Annotated in this window: 15 protein-coding genes; 13 read left to right on the top strand and 2 right to left on the bottom strand. The window is 38.9% G+C overall.

Features of this window, described 5'->3' with window-relative positions:
• Positions 1-101: 101 nt before the first annotated feature.
• The gene (locus ACHABU_RS00900; protein ID WP_435761318.1) at positions 102-326 is read right to left on the bottom strand and encodes a DUF2627 domain-containing protein; all 225 of its coding nucleotides are present in this window, start codon (positions 324-326) and stop codon (positions 102-104) included.
• Positions 327-494: 168 nt separating this feature from the next.
• Here ACHABU_RS00900 and ACHABU_RS00895 point away from each other — a divergent pair, with 168 nt between their 5' ends.
• The 8 genes from ACHABU_RS00895 to ACHABU_RS00860 all read left to right on the top strand — a co-directional run bounded on the left by ACHABU_RS00895 (position 495) and on the right by ACHABU_RS00860 (position 10,213).
• Positions 495-2,543, top strand: a complete 2,049-nt coding sequence (locus ACHABU_RS00895; protein ID WP_435761316.1) for a sigma 54-interacting transcriptional regulator — start codon at positions 495-497, stop codon at positions 2,541-2,543.
• Positions 2,544-2,720: 177 nt separating this feature from the next.
• A complete protein-coding gene (locus ACHABU_RS00890; protein WP_435761314.1) occupies positions 2,721-3,815 on the top strand; it encodes a Glu/Leu/Phe/Val family dehydrogenase in 1,095 nt (364 codons plus the stop codon).
• A gap of 37 nt (positions 3,816-3,852) precedes the next feature.
• Complete coding sequence (gene buk, locus ACHABU_RS00885; RefSeq protein ID WP_435761312.1) at positions 3,853-4,962, top strand: butyrate kinase; 1,110 nt, start codon at positions 3,853-3,855, stop codon at positions 4,960-4,962.
• Complete coding sequence (gene lpdA, locus ACHABU_RS00880) at positions 4,946-6,367, top strand: dihydrolipoyl dehydrogenase (protein ID WP_435761310.1); 1,422 nt, start codon at positions 4,946-4,948, stop codon at positions 6,365-6,367. The genes buk and lpdA overlap by 17 nt, the downstream gene beginning before the upstream one ends.
• A gap of 18 nt (positions 6,368-6,385) precedes the next feature.
• Positions 6,386-7,381, top strand: coding sequence for a thiamine pyrophosphate-dependent dehydrogenase E1 component subunit alpha (locus ACHABU_RS00875; RefSeq protein WP_435761308.1), 996 nt, complete (start codon positions 6,386-6,388; stop codon positions 7,379-7,381).
• A gap of 14 nt (positions 7,382-7,395) precedes the next feature.
• On the top strand, positions 7,396-8,379 hold the full coding sequence (locus ACHABU_RS00870) for an alpha-ketoacid dehydrogenase subunit beta (protein ID WP_435761306.1): 984 nt from the start codon (positions 7,396-7,398) through the stop codon (positions 8,377-8,379).
• Positions 8,380-8,404: 25 nt separating this feature from the next.
• Positions 8,405-9,664 (top strand): dihydrolipoamide acetyltransferase family protein, encoded by a 1,260-nt coding sequence (locus ACHABU_RS00865; RefSeq protein ID WP_435761304.1) that lies wholly within the window; start codon positions 8,405-8,407, stop codon positions 9,662-9,664.
• 117 nt (positions 9,665-9,781) lie between these two features.
• Entirely contained in the window at positions 9,782-10,213 is a 432-nt protein-coding gene (locus tag ACHABU_RS00860; RefSeq protein ID WP_435761302.1) for a BrxA/BrxB family bacilliredoxin, read from the top strand.
• Positions 10,214-10,426: 213 nt separating this feature from the next.
• Here the strand turns inward: ACHABU_RS00860 and prli42 are convergent, their stop codons facing one another.
• Positions 10,427-10,564: a stressosome-associated protein Prli42 gene (gene prli42, locus ACHABU_RS00855; RefSeq protein WP_435761300.1), complete on the bottom strand. Its 138-nt coding sequence runs from the start codon at positions 10,562-10,564 to the stop codon at positions 10,427-10,429.
• Positions 10,565-10,697: 133 nt separating this feature from the next.
• Between prli42 and ACHABU_RS00850 the strand changes: the two genes are divergently transcribed.
• From ACHABU_RS00850 to ACHABU_RS00830, 5 genes are all read left to right on the top strand, one after another.
• The gene (locus ACHABU_RS00850) at positions 10,698-12,326 is read left to right on the top strand and encodes an acyl-CoA mutase large subunit family protein (RefSeq protein WP_435761299.1); all 1,629 of its coding nucleotides are present in this window, start codon (positions 10,698-10,700) and stop codon (positions 12,324-12,326) included.
• Between the two features lie 14 nt (positions 12,327-12,340).
• Positions 12,341-13,162: a methylmalonyl-CoA epimerase gene (gene mce / locus ACHABU_RS00845; RefSeq protein WP_435761297.1), complete on the top strand. Its 822-nt coding sequence runs from the start codon at positions 12,341-12,343 to the stop codon at positions 13,160-13,162.
• Positions 13,162-14,706, top strand: a complete 1,545-nt coding sequence (locus tag ACHABU_RS00840) for an acyl-CoA carboxylase subunit beta (RefSeq protein WP_435761295.1) — start codon at positions 13,162-13,164, stop codon at positions 14,704-14,706. Before mce ends, ACHABU_RS00840 begins: the two co-directional genes overlap by 1 nt.
• A 45-nt stretch (positions 14,707-14,751) precedes the next feature.
• Positions 14,752-15,879 carry a M20/M25/M40 family metallo-hydrolase gene (locus ACHABU_RS00835; protein ID WP_435761293.1) on the top strand — a complete coding sequence of 376 codons (1,128 nt, stop codon included), beginning with the start codon at positions 14,752-14,754 and terminating at the stop codon, positions 15,877-15,879.
• Positions 15,880-16,020: 141 nt separating this feature from the next.
• Entirely contained in the window at positions 16,021-17,274 is a 1,254-nt protein-coding gene (locus ACHABU_RS00830; RefSeq protein WP_435761291.1) for a DNA polymerase IV, read from the top strand.
• Positions 17,275-17,298: the final 24 nt, after the last annotated feature.

Genomic DNA, 17,298 nt, shown 5'->3' with positions numbered 1-17,298 from the left:
GATTTTTTATTAATATATCATATTTATAAGATAAATCGTTGAAATTTATAAAAAAAGACAGTTAATTACTTATCTTCCTCAATTAATCGTGTACGTTCTGTTTATCCTTCAGTTTTTTTTGCTTTTTTTCTATCGCGGTAAACAATAAATCCACCGAGAAAAAGTATGCTTCCTATAAAGAGCAGCAGACCGAAAACAAATTGAATGCTTGCATAAAAGAAAATCGGATAAAAATCGTCAAAAATAGTATCTCGCATTAATTTAATTCCAAAGGCCGCTAGAGCTCCAGGTATAAATAATAGAAGAAATGCAATAAATCTCACCATTTCAGCCCAGTTTCCTCTCTGATGATTTTATTTTTATATGAGTAAACATCGAATCAAGTATAACAAAAATTATATAAAATAGGAATGTTAGACTATTTGCTAATCAATGCATATTAAAGTAAAATAAAATAAAAGCATGCAAAATACTGCAAGGTGGGATGATATGAGATGAAGCGAGTACTTATTGTTGGAGCAGGCAAAGGGGGAAGTGCCTTATTAAATCTTCTGCTGGAAACCGAACGTATGGAAATTGCGGCAGTTATTGATATTGATGAAAATGCTAAAGGACTAAAGTTAGCGACCATTTCAGGTATCCCCGTCGGATCAGATTGGAAAGCCTGGCTGAAAAGGGATATTGATATCGTTATTGAAGCAACCGGCAATGAACGCGTTTTAAAAGATATTGTATCAGAAAGGCCAAGGAAAACAGTTGTTATCCCTGGTTCCGTAGCTTACATTATTTCTGAATTGCTTAATGAGAAGGAATCGCTTCTTAAAGAATTACAGCACCAAACCAATCGTCAAGAGCTATTATTAAATCATATACATGACGGAATGATAGTGATTGACGAGAGAGAACGTATTCAATTTATAAACAAAAGTGCCGAAAGAATACTTCATAAAACAAGAAAACAATTTCAAGGTAGAAATATCACAGAACTAGTTGAGACGACTAGGCTTCCACATGTACTACAGACTCAGAGGAAAGAAGTAAATCAAAAACTGGTATTGGAGAACCGGAAAAAGGTTGTTTCCACCAGAATACCAATCATTAATGAAATCGGTGAGTTGGTTGGTGCCTTTGCTGTATTTAAGGATATTACAGAAGTGGTGAAGCTTGCAGAAGAGAATACAGATTTAAACGAAATTAAAACAATGCTTGAAGCAATAATTAGATCTTCTGATGAGGCGATTAGCGTTGTAGATGAAAATGGGAATGGGCTAATGATTAATCCGGCATATACCCGAATAACAGGGTTAAAGGAAAAAGATGTTATTGGATTTCCGGCAACCGTTGATATCTCTGAGGGAGAAAGCATGCACATGAAGGTTCTTCAAACAAGGAGAGCTGTCCGCGGAGTACGGATGAAAGTTGGGCCTAGTGAAAAAGAAGTTATTGTAAACGTTGCTCCGGTTATCGTTCATGGAGTCATAAAAGGTAGTGTAGGCGTACTACATGATGTAACAGAAATTCAGTCACTAACAAAGGAATTAAAACGAGCACGCCAAATTATTCGGAATTTGGAAGCAAGATATACATTTGATGATATTATTGGTAGTTCTTCCGAGATGAAATTAGCTCTTGAACAAGCGAGAGTTGGAGCAAAAACACCTGCAACCGTGCTTTTAAGGGGAGAATCTGGAACTGGCAAAGAGCTTTTTGCTCACGCCATCCATAATGAGAGTGATCGAAAGCATAATAAATTTATCCGCGTAAATTGTGCCGCCATCGTGGAGTCATTACTGGAGAGTGAATTATTCGGTTATGAAGACGGGGCCTTTACAGGAGCCAAGCGTGGAGGAAAAAAAGGTCTATTTGAAGAAGCAAATCATGGTAGTATTTTTTTAGATGAGGTAGGAGAGCTCTCCCTGAATATGCAAGCTAAACTACTTCGGGTATTGCAGGAACATGAAATCGTCAGGGTGGGAGCTTCAAAACCTATATCTATTGACGTACGTATAATTACTGCAACAAATGTAAATCTTGAAAAAGCCATCATGAATCATACATTCAGAGAGGATCTATATTACCGACTTAATAAGTTACCAATATTCATTCCTTCTGTAAAAGAAAGACGAAGTGACTTGCCCGAGTTAATTCAACATATCATCCCAAAAATAAATATGGATTACGGTAGAAATGTACGAGCAATTTCAGATGAAGCATTAGATAATTTAATGAATTATGACTGGCCCGGTAATGTACGAGAACTTGAAAACGTGATTAGTCGTGCGATGATCTTCATGGATATGAATGAGGAAGTTATTACAAAAAAATACATACCGGAGTTGCGAAGCCATGCAATAGGACCGCCAGATTCCTTTTCTAAACTGAAAGAAGAAAATTCGTTGCAGCATGCGATGGAGGAATTTGAAAGAGACTATATTTATAACATATACGAACAAAATAATTTTAATAAAACAAAGACTGCTAAGACGTTAAATATTTCTATTCGTAATTTGTATTACAAAATGGAAAAATATCATATCGATTAATATTGCATGCAATAAATTGCACTAATGAATATTTTGCATCATTAAGTTGCTGATTTGAAGCTTTATCACCTAATTTGTAATTGGCACGATATTTGCTTTAATATTAATGGAGCATTATTTAGACACCCAACTTTAAATTAATTATAATACTAGCGAGTTAAAACAGGAGGAATCCATATGGAAATCTTTACGCACTTGGAGAACTATGATTACGAGCAATTGGTATTTTGTCAGGATAAGAATTCGGGACTGAAAGCAATTATTGCAATACACGATACCACACTTGGGCCTGCATTAGGTGGCACGAGAATGTGGACGTATGAATCTGAGGAAGATGCTATTGTAGACGCACTCCGTTTAGCGAAGGGGATGACCTATAAGAATGCTGCTGCTGGGCTAAATTTGGGTGGAGGAAAAACCGTAATCATTGGTAATCCGAGAACAGACAAAAACCCGGAAATGTTTCGTGCTTTTGGACGCTATATACAAGGCTTAAATGGTAGGTATATTACTGCAGAAGATGTTGGGACAACAGAACAGGATATGGATCTCATTCATTTGGAGACAGACTTTGTTACAGGTACTACTTCTTATGCAGGTGCATCCGGAAATCCATCGCCAATGACAGCTTATGGGGTTTATAAAGGAATAAAAGCTTCAACGAAGGAAGCCTTTGGTAATGAATCTCTAGCAGGTAAGAAAGTGGCTGTGCAAGGTGTTGGTAACGTTGCCTATGCGCTTTGCGAATATCTTCACCAAGAAGGTGCCGAATTAATTGTTACAGATATTAATAAAAATGCCGTAAAGCGAGCGGTTGATGCTTTTGGTGCAAAAGCTGTAGATCCGAATGATATCTATGCTGTTGACTGTGATATCTATGCGCCCTGTGCATTGGGCGCAACCATAAATGACCATACAATACCTATACTGAAAGCTAAAGTGATAGCTGGATCTGCTAATAACCAACTCCAAACAACAAATCATGGAGATATTATTCATGAAAAGGGAATTGTTTATGCACCAGATTATGTAATTAATGCGGGTGGAGTCATTAATGTTGCAGATGAGCTGGTAGGTTATCATTCAGAACGTGCAATGAAAAAGGTGGAAATGATTTATGATAGTTTAGAGCGCGTATTCGAAATCTCTAAACGTGATAATATTCCAACATATGTTGCAGCAGATCGGATGGCAGAGGAGAGAATTCAATCTGTAAGAAATTCGAGAAGTCAGTTTTTACTTAATGAACAACACATATTGAGCAAGAGATAATTTTCATGAAATAAATTAACGGACGGAGGTTAAGACGTTGCAGTCAGACTATAGAATATTGGTTATTAACCCCGGGTCCGATTCTACTCAAGTTGGCGTCTTTGATGATGAAAGATGTATTTTTGAGAAAGAAATTATTCATCAACCAGAACAATTACGAAATGACAATTGGATAAGGAAACAATCCGAATACAGAAAACAAGCTATTCTAGATGTGTTGGATTATGAAGGAATCAACCTTTCGAAGTTAACAGCGGTTTGTGGAAAGGGTGGTCTGCTACGCCCCATAAAAGGCGGAACATATAAAGTAAATGCTGCAATGTTATATGACCTAAGAACTGCAACTTTTGGAGAACATATATCCAACCTCGGTGGAGTTATTGCTTACGAGATTGCTTCCGGACTGAATATAGACGCCTATATCGTTGATCCCGTAGTAGTAGATGAACTAGAAGAGATAGCAAGATTCTCCGGTATTCCGGACATATCGAGGAGAAGTATCTTTCATGCGCTAAATCATAAAGCTGCAGGAAGAAAAGCAGCAGCTCATCTCCATACCGTCTATGAAGATCTCAATCTTATCATTGTTCATATGGGCAAAGGCATCACAATCGGTGCCCATCAAAAAGGGAAGGTAATCGATGTCAATAATGGACTTGATGGAGATGGCCCATTCACCACAGAGCGCTCCGGCAGCCTTCCAATTGGAGATTTGGTACGTCTATGTTTCTCTGAAAAGTATACAAAAGAGGAAATGTTGAAAAAGGTTGTGGGTAATGGCGGAGTAATGGCATACCTCGGTACATCCAGTTTGTATGAAGTCGATAATATGATGAAATCCGGAGATACGAATGCCAAAAACGTTTATGACGCCATGGCGTATCAAATTTCAAAAGAAATCGGATCCATGGGGACCGTTCTATCTGGAGAAGTTGATGCTATCGTATTTACTGGATTCTTGAGTTACGAATCTAAATTAATTGAAATCATTACAAGAAGGGTGAATTGGATAGCAGATATATTCATATATCCGGGAGAAAATGAATTAATGGCCTTAAACGAAGGGGCTTTACGAGTACTTCGAAACGAAGAGAATTACTTATATTATTCTGCTAATGAGGAGTGGAACGATGACCAAAGAGTATGATTTAGTAATACTGGGTGGAGGAACCGGTGGATATGTCGCAGCAATCAGAGCCTCGCAGCTTGGACTGCAAGTGGCAATCGTAGAAAAGGGAGAATTAGGTGGAACTTGCCTTCACAAGGGTTGCATCCCATCTAAAGCATTACTTCGCAGTGCTGAAGTATTCAGGCAGACGTTAAATGCAGCGGAATTTGGAGTTGAAACAAATAATACAACATTAAATTTCACTAAAGTTCAGGAAAGAAAAGCGATTATAGTTGATGGATTACATCAAGGTGTAAAAGGCTTAATGAAAAAGGGGAAAATTGATGTCTTCGAAGGCTTCGGTCGAATATTAGGCCCTAGTATTTTTTCTCCAATGCCAGGTACGATATCCATTGAATACGAGAATGGTGAAGAAAATACAATGATTGTACCTAAGAATGTCTTAATAGCAACTGGATCCAGACCGAAATCGCTGCCAGGTCTTGAAATCGATGGTCATTTTGTTATGAGTTCGGATGATGCACTTCATATGGAAGAGTTGCCAGAATCCATCCTTATAATTGGGGGTGGTGTAATTGGAATTGAATGGGCCTCTATGCTTGCTGATTTTGGTGTAAAAGTAACGGTACTTGAATATCTTGACCAAATTTTACCAACAGAAGACGAAGAAATAGCCAAAGAGATGGAACGTCTTCTAAAGAAGAAAGATATAAACTTTATAAAAAATGCCAAAGTGTTACCCGATACACTCACAACAGATGATGGTGTATCCATTACTGCAGAACTGAATGCAGAAAAACAAGCATTCAAAGCGGAAAAAATACTTGTATCGGTAGGAAGAGAAGCAAACACAGCGAATATCGGTATTGAAAATACCGATATTCTACTTCATAACGGATATATTGAAACAAATAAATACTTTCAATCAAAAGAGACACATATTTACGCGATTGGTGATGTTATTGGAGGTATGCAGCTTGCACATGTTGCTTCTCATGAAGGCATCATAGCTGTAGAACATATGGCAGATCAGAACCCGCAGCCTCTCAACTATGATAATATTCCCTCTTGTATATATTCGAGCCCAGAATCTGCAAGTGTAGGACTAACTGAAAAAGGTGCTATTGAAAAAGGTTATCATATAAAAACTGGAAAATTCCCTTTTAAAGCTATTGGTAAAGCACTTGTATACGGTGAATCAGAAGGTTTTGTAAAAATAATAGCTGACAAAAATACGAATGATTTATTAGGGGTGCACATGATTGGCCCCCATGTTACAGATATGATTTCAGAAGCTGGACTTGCGAAAGTACTTGATGCAACCCCTTGGGAAATTACACAATCCATACACCCGCATCCTACTTTATCAGAAGTTATTGGAGAAGCGGCATTGGCTGTTGATGGAAAACAAATTCATGGATAAATAAGGAGGTATATTTTCATGCTGGCAAATCGACATAGAGATCTGGGCTTAACAGATGATCAAGTACTGGAAATGTTTAGAACAATGCTTTTGGCTAGAAAACTTGATGAGAGAATGTGGCTTTTAAATCGTTCCGGAAAAATTCCATTCGTCATTTCTTGTCAAGGGCAAGAAGCAGCTCAAGTCGGTGCATCATTCGCACTAGATCGAGATAAAGATTACGTAGCACCATACTACAGAGATATGGGGATTGTTCTCGCTTTTGGGATGACTGCAAATGAATTAATGCTGTCAGCTTTCGCGAAAGAAGACGACCCAAATTCAGGCGGGAGACAAATGCCCGGTCATTTTGGGCAAAAGAAAAACAGAATTTTAAGTGGTTCATCACCGGTGACAACCCAAGTACCCCACGCAGTAGGAGTTGCACTTGCTGCCAAAATGGAGAGAAAAGATTTTGTTTCTTTCGTTACATTAGGTGAGGGTTCCTCCAATCAGGGAGATTTTCATGAAGGGCTGAATTTTGCAGGTGTTCATAAATTACCAGTTATTACGATGGTCGAAAATAACAAATATGCAATTTCTGTTCCATATGAAAGACAAGTTGCCAGTAAAAATGTGGCGGACAGGGCGCAAGGTTATGGTATGCCTGGGGTTACCGTGGATGGGAATGATCCGTTAGCAGTATATCAAGCTGTAAAAGAAGCGAGAAAGCGCGCTGCAGCGGGGGATGGACCAAGTTTGATAGAGGCTGTTTCCTATCGACTTACAGCGCATTCGAGTGATGATGACGATTCTACGTATCGCGAAAAAAATGAAGTGGATGAAGCTCGTAAAGAAGATTCGATTATAACTTTTGCAAACTACTTAAAAGAAGCCAAGATTTTAACAGAAGGAGCAGAAAAGAAACTAATCGAAGAAATAATGATTATTATAAATGAAGCGACTGATTTGGCCGAAAATGCTCCTTATGCAGAGGCAGAACACGCACTTAAATATGTTTACGAAGAAAAATAGGGAGGGGGATCTTTATGCCCGTAATGTCTTATATCCAAGCAATCACAACTGCTTTAAGGGAAGAAATGCAACGCGATAAAAAGGTATTTATCTTAGGAGAAGACGTCGGTAAAAAAGGTGGTGTATTCAGAGCCACTGACGGATTATATGATGAATTTGGAGAAGATCGTGTACTGGATACACCACTAGCTGAATCTGCAATAGCAGGCGTTGGGATTGGCGCTGCAATGTATGGTCTCCGTCCGGTCGCAGAAATGCAGTTTGCTGATTTCATCATGCCAGCAGTAAACCAAATTATTTCAGAAGCCGCTAAGATGAGATATCGTTCGAATAATGACTGGAGCGCACCAATTACGATACGCGCACCCTATGGCGGGGGTGTACACGGAGCCCTTTACCATTCGCAATCCGTGGAAGCTGTATTTGCAAATCAGCCTGGATTAAAAATTGTGATGCCATCAACGCCTTACGATGCAAAAGGACTACTTAAAGCTGCTATTCGTGATAATGATCCAGTCCTTTTCTTTGAACATAAACGCGCATATCGATTACTAAAAGGGGAAGTTCCTGCGGATGATTATGTTCTTCCGATTGGAAAAGCAGATGTAAAAAGAGAGGGAGAAGATATAACCGTCATCACGTATGGGTTATGTGTGCATTTTGCATTACAGGCAGCAGAAAAACTGGCTGAGGATGGCATTGATGCTCATATCCTCGATTTACGTACGGTTTATCCACTTGATCAGGAATCGATCATAGAAGCTGCAAAGAAGACAGGAAAAGTATTACTAATTACAGAAGACAATAAAGAAGGCAGCATCATAGGTGAAGTAGCCGCAATCATCGCCGAGAATTGTTTATTTGATTTGGATTCACCTATCCAGAGACTTGCTGGTCCGGATATTCCATCGATGCCCTATGCACCCCCAATGGAAAAATATTTCATGATGAATCCAGACAAAGTGGAAAAAGCAATGCGGGATTTAGCAGAATATTAATGGTTAGTTAAGGAGGGATTTACGTATGTCCAGAGAAAAGATAACAATGCCTCAATTAGGGGAGAGTGTGACAGAAGGAACAATAAGTACCTGGCTCATTAAAGTAGGTGATCATGTAAATAAGTATGATCCGATTGCCGAAGTAATGACAGACAAAGTAAACGCAGAAGTTCCGTCTTCTTTTGCTGGTGTCATTAAGGAACTTTCTGCTGTCGAAGGAGATACTGTAGCCGTTGGTGATATAATTTGTTACATCGAAGCAGAGGGAGCAGAAACCAAAGACGCCACCACTCAGGAAAAAGAAGAGGTTATAACAGAAAATAAAGAAAAAAATGCGCCAGAAGAAGAATCGATGAAGAAGAGATATTCACCTGCTGTGTTGCGGATGGCTCAGGAAAATGCTATTAATTTAAATGATGTAACAGGTTCCGGTCGGGGAGGTAGAATTACAAGAAAGGACCTTGAAAAAATTATTTATTCCGATGAACTGTTGAAAGATTCTCAAATCCGATCAGAAACCAATACTGACAACGATCAGTCGGCTTCCGGAGAATCAAACAATACAGCTGGAAAGGATCTTCAAACAGGTGACATTGAGATCCCCGTAAAAGGGATTAGAAAAGTAATTGCAGAAAATATGGTAAAGTCTAAACAGGAGATTCCACATGCATGGATGACGGTGGAAGTTGATGTTACAAACCTTGTTAAATACCGTAACACAGTGAAAGAAAGTTTTAAAACCGACGAAGGTTATGGGTTAACTTATTTTGCCTTTTTTGTAAAAGCAGTTGCACAGGCTCTAAAAGAATATCCTCAGCTAAACAGCATGTGGGCAGGTGACAAGATTATTCAAAAAAGAGCAATAAATCTATCCATTGCCGTCGCTAAAGAAAATGAACTTTTCGTTCCAGTTATTAAAAATGCTGACGAAAAGACAATTAAAGCGATCGCACGCGATATCCATGAACTGGCCACGAAAGCAAGAAATGGAAAGTTAACATCTGAGGATATGCAGGGCGGGACTTTTACTGTAAATAATACAGGATCATTTGGTTCCATCTCCTCCATGGGAGTAATTAACCATCCCCAAGCAGCAATTTTGCAAGTGGAATCCATTGTTAAGCGTCCGGTAATTATTGACGAGATGTTTGCAGCCCGTGATATGGTTAATTTATCCTTGTCATTGGACCATCGGATTCTTGACGGGCTTGTTTGCGGAAGATTTCTTTCCCGTTTGAAGGAAATTCTAGAAAATATGAATGATAATACGATAAATTTATACTGAAAAATTTCAATCACGTCTAATTCCTAGTTTTCAAACATTTTAAATTGAAAATTCCCTCCGGTCTTGGTAAGCTAATGTAAGAAAGATAAATACATTATATAAAGGGATGGTTATAATATGGATTTTAATTTGTTTATGAACGATGTAGTAGATGCTGCACGCAAAGATATAAAAGAAGCAGGTTACGAAGAGCTTAGAAGTCCTGAGGATGTAGATACTGCACTAACCCGTGAAGGTACTACACTTGTTATGGTCAACTCAACATGTGGTTGTGCAGGTGGTGTAGCGCGTCCAGCTGCAACAAATTCCGTTCATTATGATAAACGACCAGATCATCTGGTAACGGTTTTTGCTGGCCAGGACCGCGAAGCAACAGAAAAAGCCCGGGAATATTTTGAAGGATTTCCACCTTCTTCTCCATCTTTTGCGCTTATGAGAGATGGAAAAATAGTTACAATGCTGGAACGTCACGATATTGAAGGACATAGCGCAATGGAAGTAACAAGCAAATTGCAACATGTTTTTGAAGAAAATTGCAAAGAACTGTAAGACTGCGGAATTACATTAGTTTCATATAATCCAAAACCTGAGGCTGCCATTATAAAATTGTCAGCCTCATTTTATACATATTACTACTTTTACATGGAGAAATAAAAGGGAAGATTAGCTATCGAACGATAAAAACAGCAAAAAAGGAAATAAAGACTGGCACTTGTATAAGGCCAGTCTTTATTCAAAAAACACTTGCTTATTTATGGTGATTTAAATTAAGAAAGCTAAGCCAGCCGTAAGCGTGGATAACAACATCGCAATGATCATGATATATACAATAATTTTATTTCTCCGTTCGCGTTTTGAACGTTTTCTCGGAGCAGATTTGTGGGTAACATTCGTAGCCAAAATAGATCCTCCTTTATTAACATAACTTATCATTCATTCTATCGCGAAAATTAACTCTGGACAAGTATTAAAAAAAGATTGAAAATAGCATTAATAATAAAAATTTCAGAATCTGCAATGGGGGGTATTATGTATGGACAAGAAAAAGAACAAATGGGAAAATTCAGTTACAAGAACATTAAAGCGCTTTCCCGAAAGGAAGGAAACATTTACAACTTCCTCCGATATAGAAGTGCAACGATTATACGATGAAGAAAATGACCAAAAAGAACTAAGCTATCCTGGACAATATCCATATACACGCGGTATACAGCCAACAATGTATCGCAGTCGATTTTGGACAATGCGGCAATATGCAGGGTTTGGCTCTGCCAAAGAAACAAATACACGCTTCCGTTACCTCTTGGATCAAGGACAGACTGGTTTATCCGTGGCTTTTGATTTACCAACGCAAATTGGTTACGATTCCGATGACATTATGTCAGAAGGAGAAGTTGGCAAAGTTGGAGTAGCTATCGATACATTACAAGATATGGAGACACTCCTAAATCAAATTCCACTGGATAAAGTTAGTACATCCATGACAATTAATGCACCTGCAGCTGTCTTGCTCTGCATGTATATTGCTGTCGGAGAGAAGCAGGGTGTTCCACTGGAAAAGCTGACTGGAACGATACAGAATGATATCTTGAAAGAATATATTGCAAGAGGAACATACATCTTTCCACCTAAGCCATCCATGCGATTAATTACCAACATCTTTGAATTTTGCCAAGAAAAGGTACCCAAATTCAATACGATAAGCATATCCGGTTATCATATTCGGGAAGCAGGCTCAAACGCTGTCCAGGAAGCAGCTTTCACGATAGCTAACGGTATAGCTTATGTCGATGCAGCAATTGAATCCGGACTTGAAGTCGATTCCTTTGCACCAAGACTTGCTTTCTTCTTTAATGCACATAACAATTTCTTTGAGGAAGTAGCTAAATTTCGAGCTGCCAGAAGAATCTGGGCGAAAATTATGAAGGAACATTATGAAGCAAAAGATCCAAAAAGCTGGAAATTACGATTCCATACCCAAACCGGGGGATCTACCCTAACTGCACAGCAACCGGATAATAATATTGTCCGTGTTACATTACAGGCATTGGCTGCAGTCATGGGGGGAACGCAAAGCCTTCATACTAATTCACGTGATGAGGCGCTTTCTTTACCGACGGAAGAATCTGCGAGAATTGCCTTAAGGACGCAACAGATAATTGCACACGAAAGTGGTGTCGCCGATTCAATTGATCCGTTAGGGGGGTCCTATTATGTGGAAGCCCTAACGGACGAAATGGAACAAAAAATAAATGAATACCTTGATCAAATTAAAGAAATTGGTGGTGCCGTACAAGCTGTTGAAGAAGGGTTCATGCAGCGAGAAATTCATCAAAATGCATATGAAATACAGAAAAATATTGAAAAAGAAGAGGAAGTCATTGTTGGGTTGAATAAATTCAAGATGGATGAGGAAGTAAATCCAGATTTATTGAAAGTTGATGAAGAACTGGAAAAATCCCAGATTGAATCATTACAGACCATTCGTAAAAAGCGGGATCAGGAGGCTGTTAATAAAGCATTAACGGAATTGAAGGAAAATGCAAAAAATACAGATTCCAATCTAATTCCTACTATTTTGGATGCTGTTAGAGCTTATGCATCCGTTGGCGAGATTTGTAATGTGTTGCGCGATGAATTTGGAGAATACACAGGTCTATAAGGGGGAAAGAGAAAATGAAAAAAATACGTGTACTTGTAGCAAAACCAGGTTTAGACGGGCATGATCGCGGTGCTTTGGTAATTGCCCAGGCACTCAGAGACCATGGGATGGAAGTCATCTATACAGGGTTACGTCAATCTCCTGCCCAAATTGCTCAGGCGGCGGTACAGGAGGATGTGGATGTTATTGGCCTTTCCTCATTATCCGGGGCCCATCGAACATTGTTTCCAAAAGTTCTGGAGGAGCTTGAAAACCGTAGTGCAAGTGATATTCCGGTAATAGGCGGGGGGGTTATCCCCAGTGAAGATATTCCATACCTGCTGGATAAAGGAATTAAGAAAATCTTTACAAGTGGTTCGTCCACCGAAGTATTGGCTGCCTATGTACAGGAAATGATAGATCCACAAGCAAAGTTAGTAGAAGCACCTAAGAAAATTGCTCACATTGGAATTGCTGTGGAAAATATTGATGCAGCACTTTCATTTTATACCGATTCACTCGGATTGGAACTCGAGGCAGTTGAAAAAGTAGAATCTGAAGGTGTCAAAGTTGCATTTATTAAAATTGGCGAATCCAGACTGGAGCTTTTGGAGCCCCTTAATGAATCTTCTGCATTAAAGAAATTCCTTGATAAAAAAGGAGAAGGTATCCATCACATCGCATTAGAAGTGGATAACATCAATTCCAGACTTCAGCAATTGAAACAGCAGGGGATTACGTTAATTAATGAGGAAGCAAAAGACGGGGCACATAATAGCCAGATCGCATTTATTCATCCGAAGGCAGCAAACGGTGTACTTTTCGAATTATGCCAGCGTAAAGGAAGTGACGATTGATGGACATGTTCGATAAAATTAACGAGCTATACGATAAACGGCGTCAGGTCCAACTTGGCGGTGGTGATGAGCGTATCGAAAAACAGCATGACAAAGGCAAGATGACAGCGAGGGAACGTATTGACTACTTGCTGGATGAAGGATCATTTGTTGAATTAAACCCTTTCATTGAAACAAGGGTAACTGATTTCGGCTTGGATAATGGCGCGAAAGGTGAAGGGGTTGTTACTGGTTACGGAAAAATTAATGGACAATCTGTATATTTATTTGCCCAGGACTTCACCGTTTATGGTGGTGCATTAGGAGAAATGCATGGTAAAAAAATTGCGGCTGTTATGGATTTGGCAGCCAAAAACGGTTTTCCTTTTATTGGCTTAAATGACTCAGGTGGAGCAAAGATTCAAGAAGGTGTATCTTCCTTAGATGGCTATGGGCATGTCTTTTATCGAAATTCCATCTATTCCGGAGTCATCCCTCAAATTTCTGTCATTATGGGACCCAGTGCTGGTGGAGCAGTATACTCCCCAGCCATTACTGATTTTGTTATTATGGTGGAAAAAACTTCCCAAATGTTTATAACGGGGCCAAAGGTAATTGAAACAGTGACAGGGGAAAAAATCTCAGCTGAAGACCTTGGTGGGGCACATATACATAATTCCAAAAGTGGCAATGCACACTTTCAGAAAAGCTCTGAAGAAGGAGCATTGGATACGGTGCGTCAATTGATTGATTTTCTTCCTGCAAATCATAACGAAAAATCAAAAAAAGTCCCCTATGAACCAGCTGATGAATTACGTCCGGAATTAACAGATTTGGTGCCATTTAATGCCTTAAGACCATATGATGTGAAAAAAGTAATTGAACAGGTGGTTGACCAAGATAGTTTTCTTGAAATTCAGAGTAAATTCGCCAAAAATATTGTTGTAGGCCTTGCTAGAATTAAGGGGGAGACAATCGGCTTAGTATGTAATCAACCCAAATTTTTAGCAGGTGGTTTGGACATCGATTCTAGTGACAAAGCAGCACGGTTTATCCGGTTCTGTGACTCATTTAATATTCCAATTATTACATTTGAGGATGTAACTGGGTTCTTTCCAGGTGTAAAGCAGGAACATGCCGGTATAATTCGTCACGGTGCTAAGATACTTTATGCTTATTCAGAAGCCACTGTACCGAAAATAACCGTTATAACAAGAAAAGCTTATGGCGGTGCCTATGTAGCACTTAACAGTAAATCAATTGGAGCGGACATTGTGTATGCATGGCCAAATGCTGAAATTGCTGTAATGGGACCAGAGGGTGCTGCAAATATTATATATGCTAAAGAAATAGCTGAAAGTGAAAACCCTGCTCAATTAAGACAGGAAAAAATCGATACGTACCGTGAAAAGTTTGCTAATCCATACGTAGCTGCCGGTCTTGGAATGGTTGACGATGTTATTGACCCTCGAGAAACAAGGCTTAAATTAATCCAGTCACTCGAAATGCTACGTAATAAACAGGAAGATCGTCCTATTAAAAAGCACGGAAACATCCCACTGTAAAAAATATAAAACTTATAGTAGCCTATATACTGGGAGGTTTTTAAAATGATAAAAGTAAATGAAGATAGATTAATTGAAGAATTTGTGGAACTCGTAAAAATTGACTCTGAAACAACGTTTGAAACTGAAATTGCTGAGGTACTCAAAAAGAAATTCTCAGACTTGGGTCTTGACGTATACGAAGATAATAGTAAGGAAAAGACAGGACATGGTGCAGGTAACTTAATATGTACCCTTCCAGGTAATGTAGATGGAGCAGATCCAATTTACTTTACATCTCATATGGATACCGTCGTACCCGGCAAAGGGATAAAACCTTCAATAAAAGATGGGGTTATCACTTCAGATGGAACTACTATACTAGGAGCGGATGATAAAGCTGGTCTGGCTTCCATGCTTGAGACAATTCGTATCATCAAAGAAAACCAAATTCAGCATGGAGATATTCAATTTGTAATTACAGTTGGTGAAGAATCCGGTTTAGTTGGAGCAAAAGCACTTGATGCCAAACTTATTCACGCAAAATATGGTTATGCACTGGACAGTAATGGTGATGTTGGTGATATTATAGTTGCGGCACCTACGCAAGCGAAAGTATTTGCTGTAATTAAAGGAAAAACGGCACATGCTGGAGTAGAACCCGAAAAAGGGATCTCTGCTATTACACTAGCTGCAAAAGCAATTTCTAAAATGCCGCTTGGAAGGATTGATGAAGATACAACAGCCAACATTGGTCGTTTTGAAGGCGGGAAACAAACGAATATTGTTGTAGACCACGTTGAAATACTTGCTGAAGCAAGATCACTTGTACCAGAAAAAATGGAAAAACAAGTAGCTAAGATGAAAGAGGCATATGAAAAAACCGCAGAGGAGTACGGTGGTTCAGCTGAAGTTACGATTAAAATAATGTATCCTGGCTACAAGCAAAAAGCGGGAGACCAAGTAGTTGAAGTAGCAAGAAAAGCCGCCAAATCAATTGGAAGAGAAAGTAAACTTCTAAAAAGCGGTGGGGGAAGTGATGCCAATGTTATTGCTGGTCTTGGTATTCCTACCGTCAATCTAGCCGTTGGTTATGAAGGCATTCATACAACAGCTGAACAAATAGCTGTTGACGATCTTGTTAAGGTAACTGAATTAGTTACTGCAATTATCCAAGAGGTATCAGCACAATAATTTTTCCCCTTAAGTTCTTAAAGCTTAAGGGGTTTTTTCATTATGTTATAATTAATTCAACTTTTGCAGATTGAAAAGGACATTAAGCTTTGGTGCAAAAGTTGAGTAATGAAGGATTATTATCAAAAAGGATGTTTTTTAATGGGAATTTCAGAACGGAAGAAAGGTCGAGTCATTTTTCATATAGATATGAACTGCTTCTATGCATCTGTTGAAATGGCCCATAATCCGAAACTGAAAGGTAAGCCATTGGCAATTGCAGGCAATCCTGAGGAACGTAAAGGCATTATTGTGACAAGCAGCTATGAAGCAAGGGCAAAAGGGGTAAAAACCACGATGCCTATCTGGCAGGCTAGAAAGCTTTGTCCTGAACTAATCGTTATGAGACCTAACTTTGACCGTTATCGTCAGGCTTCCAAAGAGATTTTTAAGATGCTATCTGACATTACACCTAACGTCCAACCTGTTTCCATAGACGAAGGTTATATGGATGTTACAGAGACAGAATATCTCGGCAACCCATTGGAAATCGCTCAAAACCTTCAGCAACAAATATTAGCCAAATTGGATATCCCTTGCAGTATAGGTATTGCGCCAAATAAATTCCTTGCTAAAATGGCATCGGATATGAAAAAGCCATTAGGTATAACGATTTTGAGAAAGAGAGAAATATCAAAAATTCTGTGGCCATTGGAAGTTGGTGAAATGTATGGGGTGGGGGAGAAGACAGCAGAAAAATTAAATTCCATTAACATACAAACAATCGGAGATCTGGCTAATAAAGATGTTTATGAGCTGAAACAGTTACTCGGGATAAATGGGGAAAGACTGAAAAGCAGGGCTAACGGCACCGACACGAGACCAGTAGACCCGGATGCTGTATATGAATTTAAAAGCATTGGTAGCTCACAAACACTTCCATCAGATACAACCGACTGGGATGAACTTAGTAAATTGATGAATCAACTGGCAGACAACGTCGAAAGAAGAATGAAACGAAAAGAAGCAGCAGGCCGGAGCGTACAAATCATGATTCGCTATCATGATCGAAAAACAGTTACAAGAAGCAAAAAGCTACAAAGTTATATCGATAATAAGTCAGACATTCTTCTGATTGCAATGGAATTACTTGAGAAACATTGGAATAATAATCCAATTCGTTTGCTGGGAATTACTGTTCAGGATGTCGAAGAAAAACGCAATCTTGGTCAACAGCTCGACATTTTCACTTTTGAAAAAGAGGCAAAAAAAGAAAATCTGTACTCAACCATTGATTTACTTTCAGAGAAATACGGGAAAAATACCTTTAAACAACTAAAAGATACAGAGAATAAAGATTCCGATCAGCCAAGAACAAGCTTTCAAAAAGACTTCTTAGATGATTATAAACGCTAAAACCCCGCACCTATTGAGTAGCGG

Source organism: Oceanobacillus sp. CF4.6 (assembly GCF_051262635.1).
Taxonomy (GTDB): domain Bacteria; phylum Bacillota; class Bacilli; order Bacillales; family Amphibacillaceae; genus Oceanobacillus.
The sequence above is the reverse complement of the archived record's forward strand: the minus strand, read 5'-3'. Positions and strand labels throughout refer to the sequence as shown.

Coding starts and splice junctions, on each gene's coding strand:
- ACHABU_RS00900 (WP_435761318.1), bottom strand. CDS start 326: ATGGTGAGATTTATTGCATTTCTTCTATTATTTATACCTGGAGCTCTA.
- ACHABU_RS00895 (WP_435761316.1), top strand. CDS start 495: ATGAAGCGAGTACTTATTGTTGGAGCAGGCAAAGGGGGAAGTGCCTTA.
- ACHABU_RS00890 (WP_435761314.1), top strand. CDS start 2,721: ATGGAAATCTTTACGCACTTGGAGAACTATGATTACGAGCAATTGGTA.
- lpdA (WP_435761310.1), top strand. CDS start 4,946: ATGACCAAAGAGTATGATTTAGTAATACTGGGTGGAGGAACCGGTGGA.
- ACHABU_RS00875 (WP_435761308.1), top strand. CDS start 6,386: ATGCTGGCAAATCGACATAGAGATCTGGGCTTAACAGATGATCAAGTA.
- ACHABU_RS00870 (WP_435761306.1), top strand. CDS start 7,396: ATGCCCGTAATGTCTTATATCCAAGCAATCACAACTGCTTTAAGGGAA.
- ACHABU_RS00865 (WP_435761304.1), top strand. CDS start 8,405: ATGTCCAGAGAAAAGATAACAATGCCTCAATTAGGGGAGAGTGTGACA.
- ACHABU_RS00860 (WP_435761302.1), top strand. CDS start 9,782: ATGGATTTTAATTTGTTTATGAACGATGTAGTAGATGCTGCACGCAAA.
- ACHABU_RS00850 (WP_435761299.1), top strand. CDS start 10,698: ATGGACAAGAAAAAGAACAAATGGGAAAATTCAGTTACAAGAACATTA.
- mce (WP_435761297.1), top strand. CDS start 12,341: ATGAAAAAAATACGTGTACTTGTAGCAAAACCAGGTTTAGACGGGCAT.
- ACHABU_RS00840 (WP_435761295.1), top strand. CDS start 13,162: ATGGACATGTTCGATAAAATTAACGAGCTATACGATAAACGGCGTCAG.
- ACHABU_RS00835 (WP_435761293.1), top strand. CDS start 14,752: ATGATAAAAGTAAATGAAGATAGATTAATTGAAGAATTTGTGGAACTC.
- ACHABU_RS00830 (WP_435761291.1), top strand. CDS start 16,021: ATGGGAATTTCAGAACGGAAGAAAGGTCGAGTCATTTTTCATATAGAT.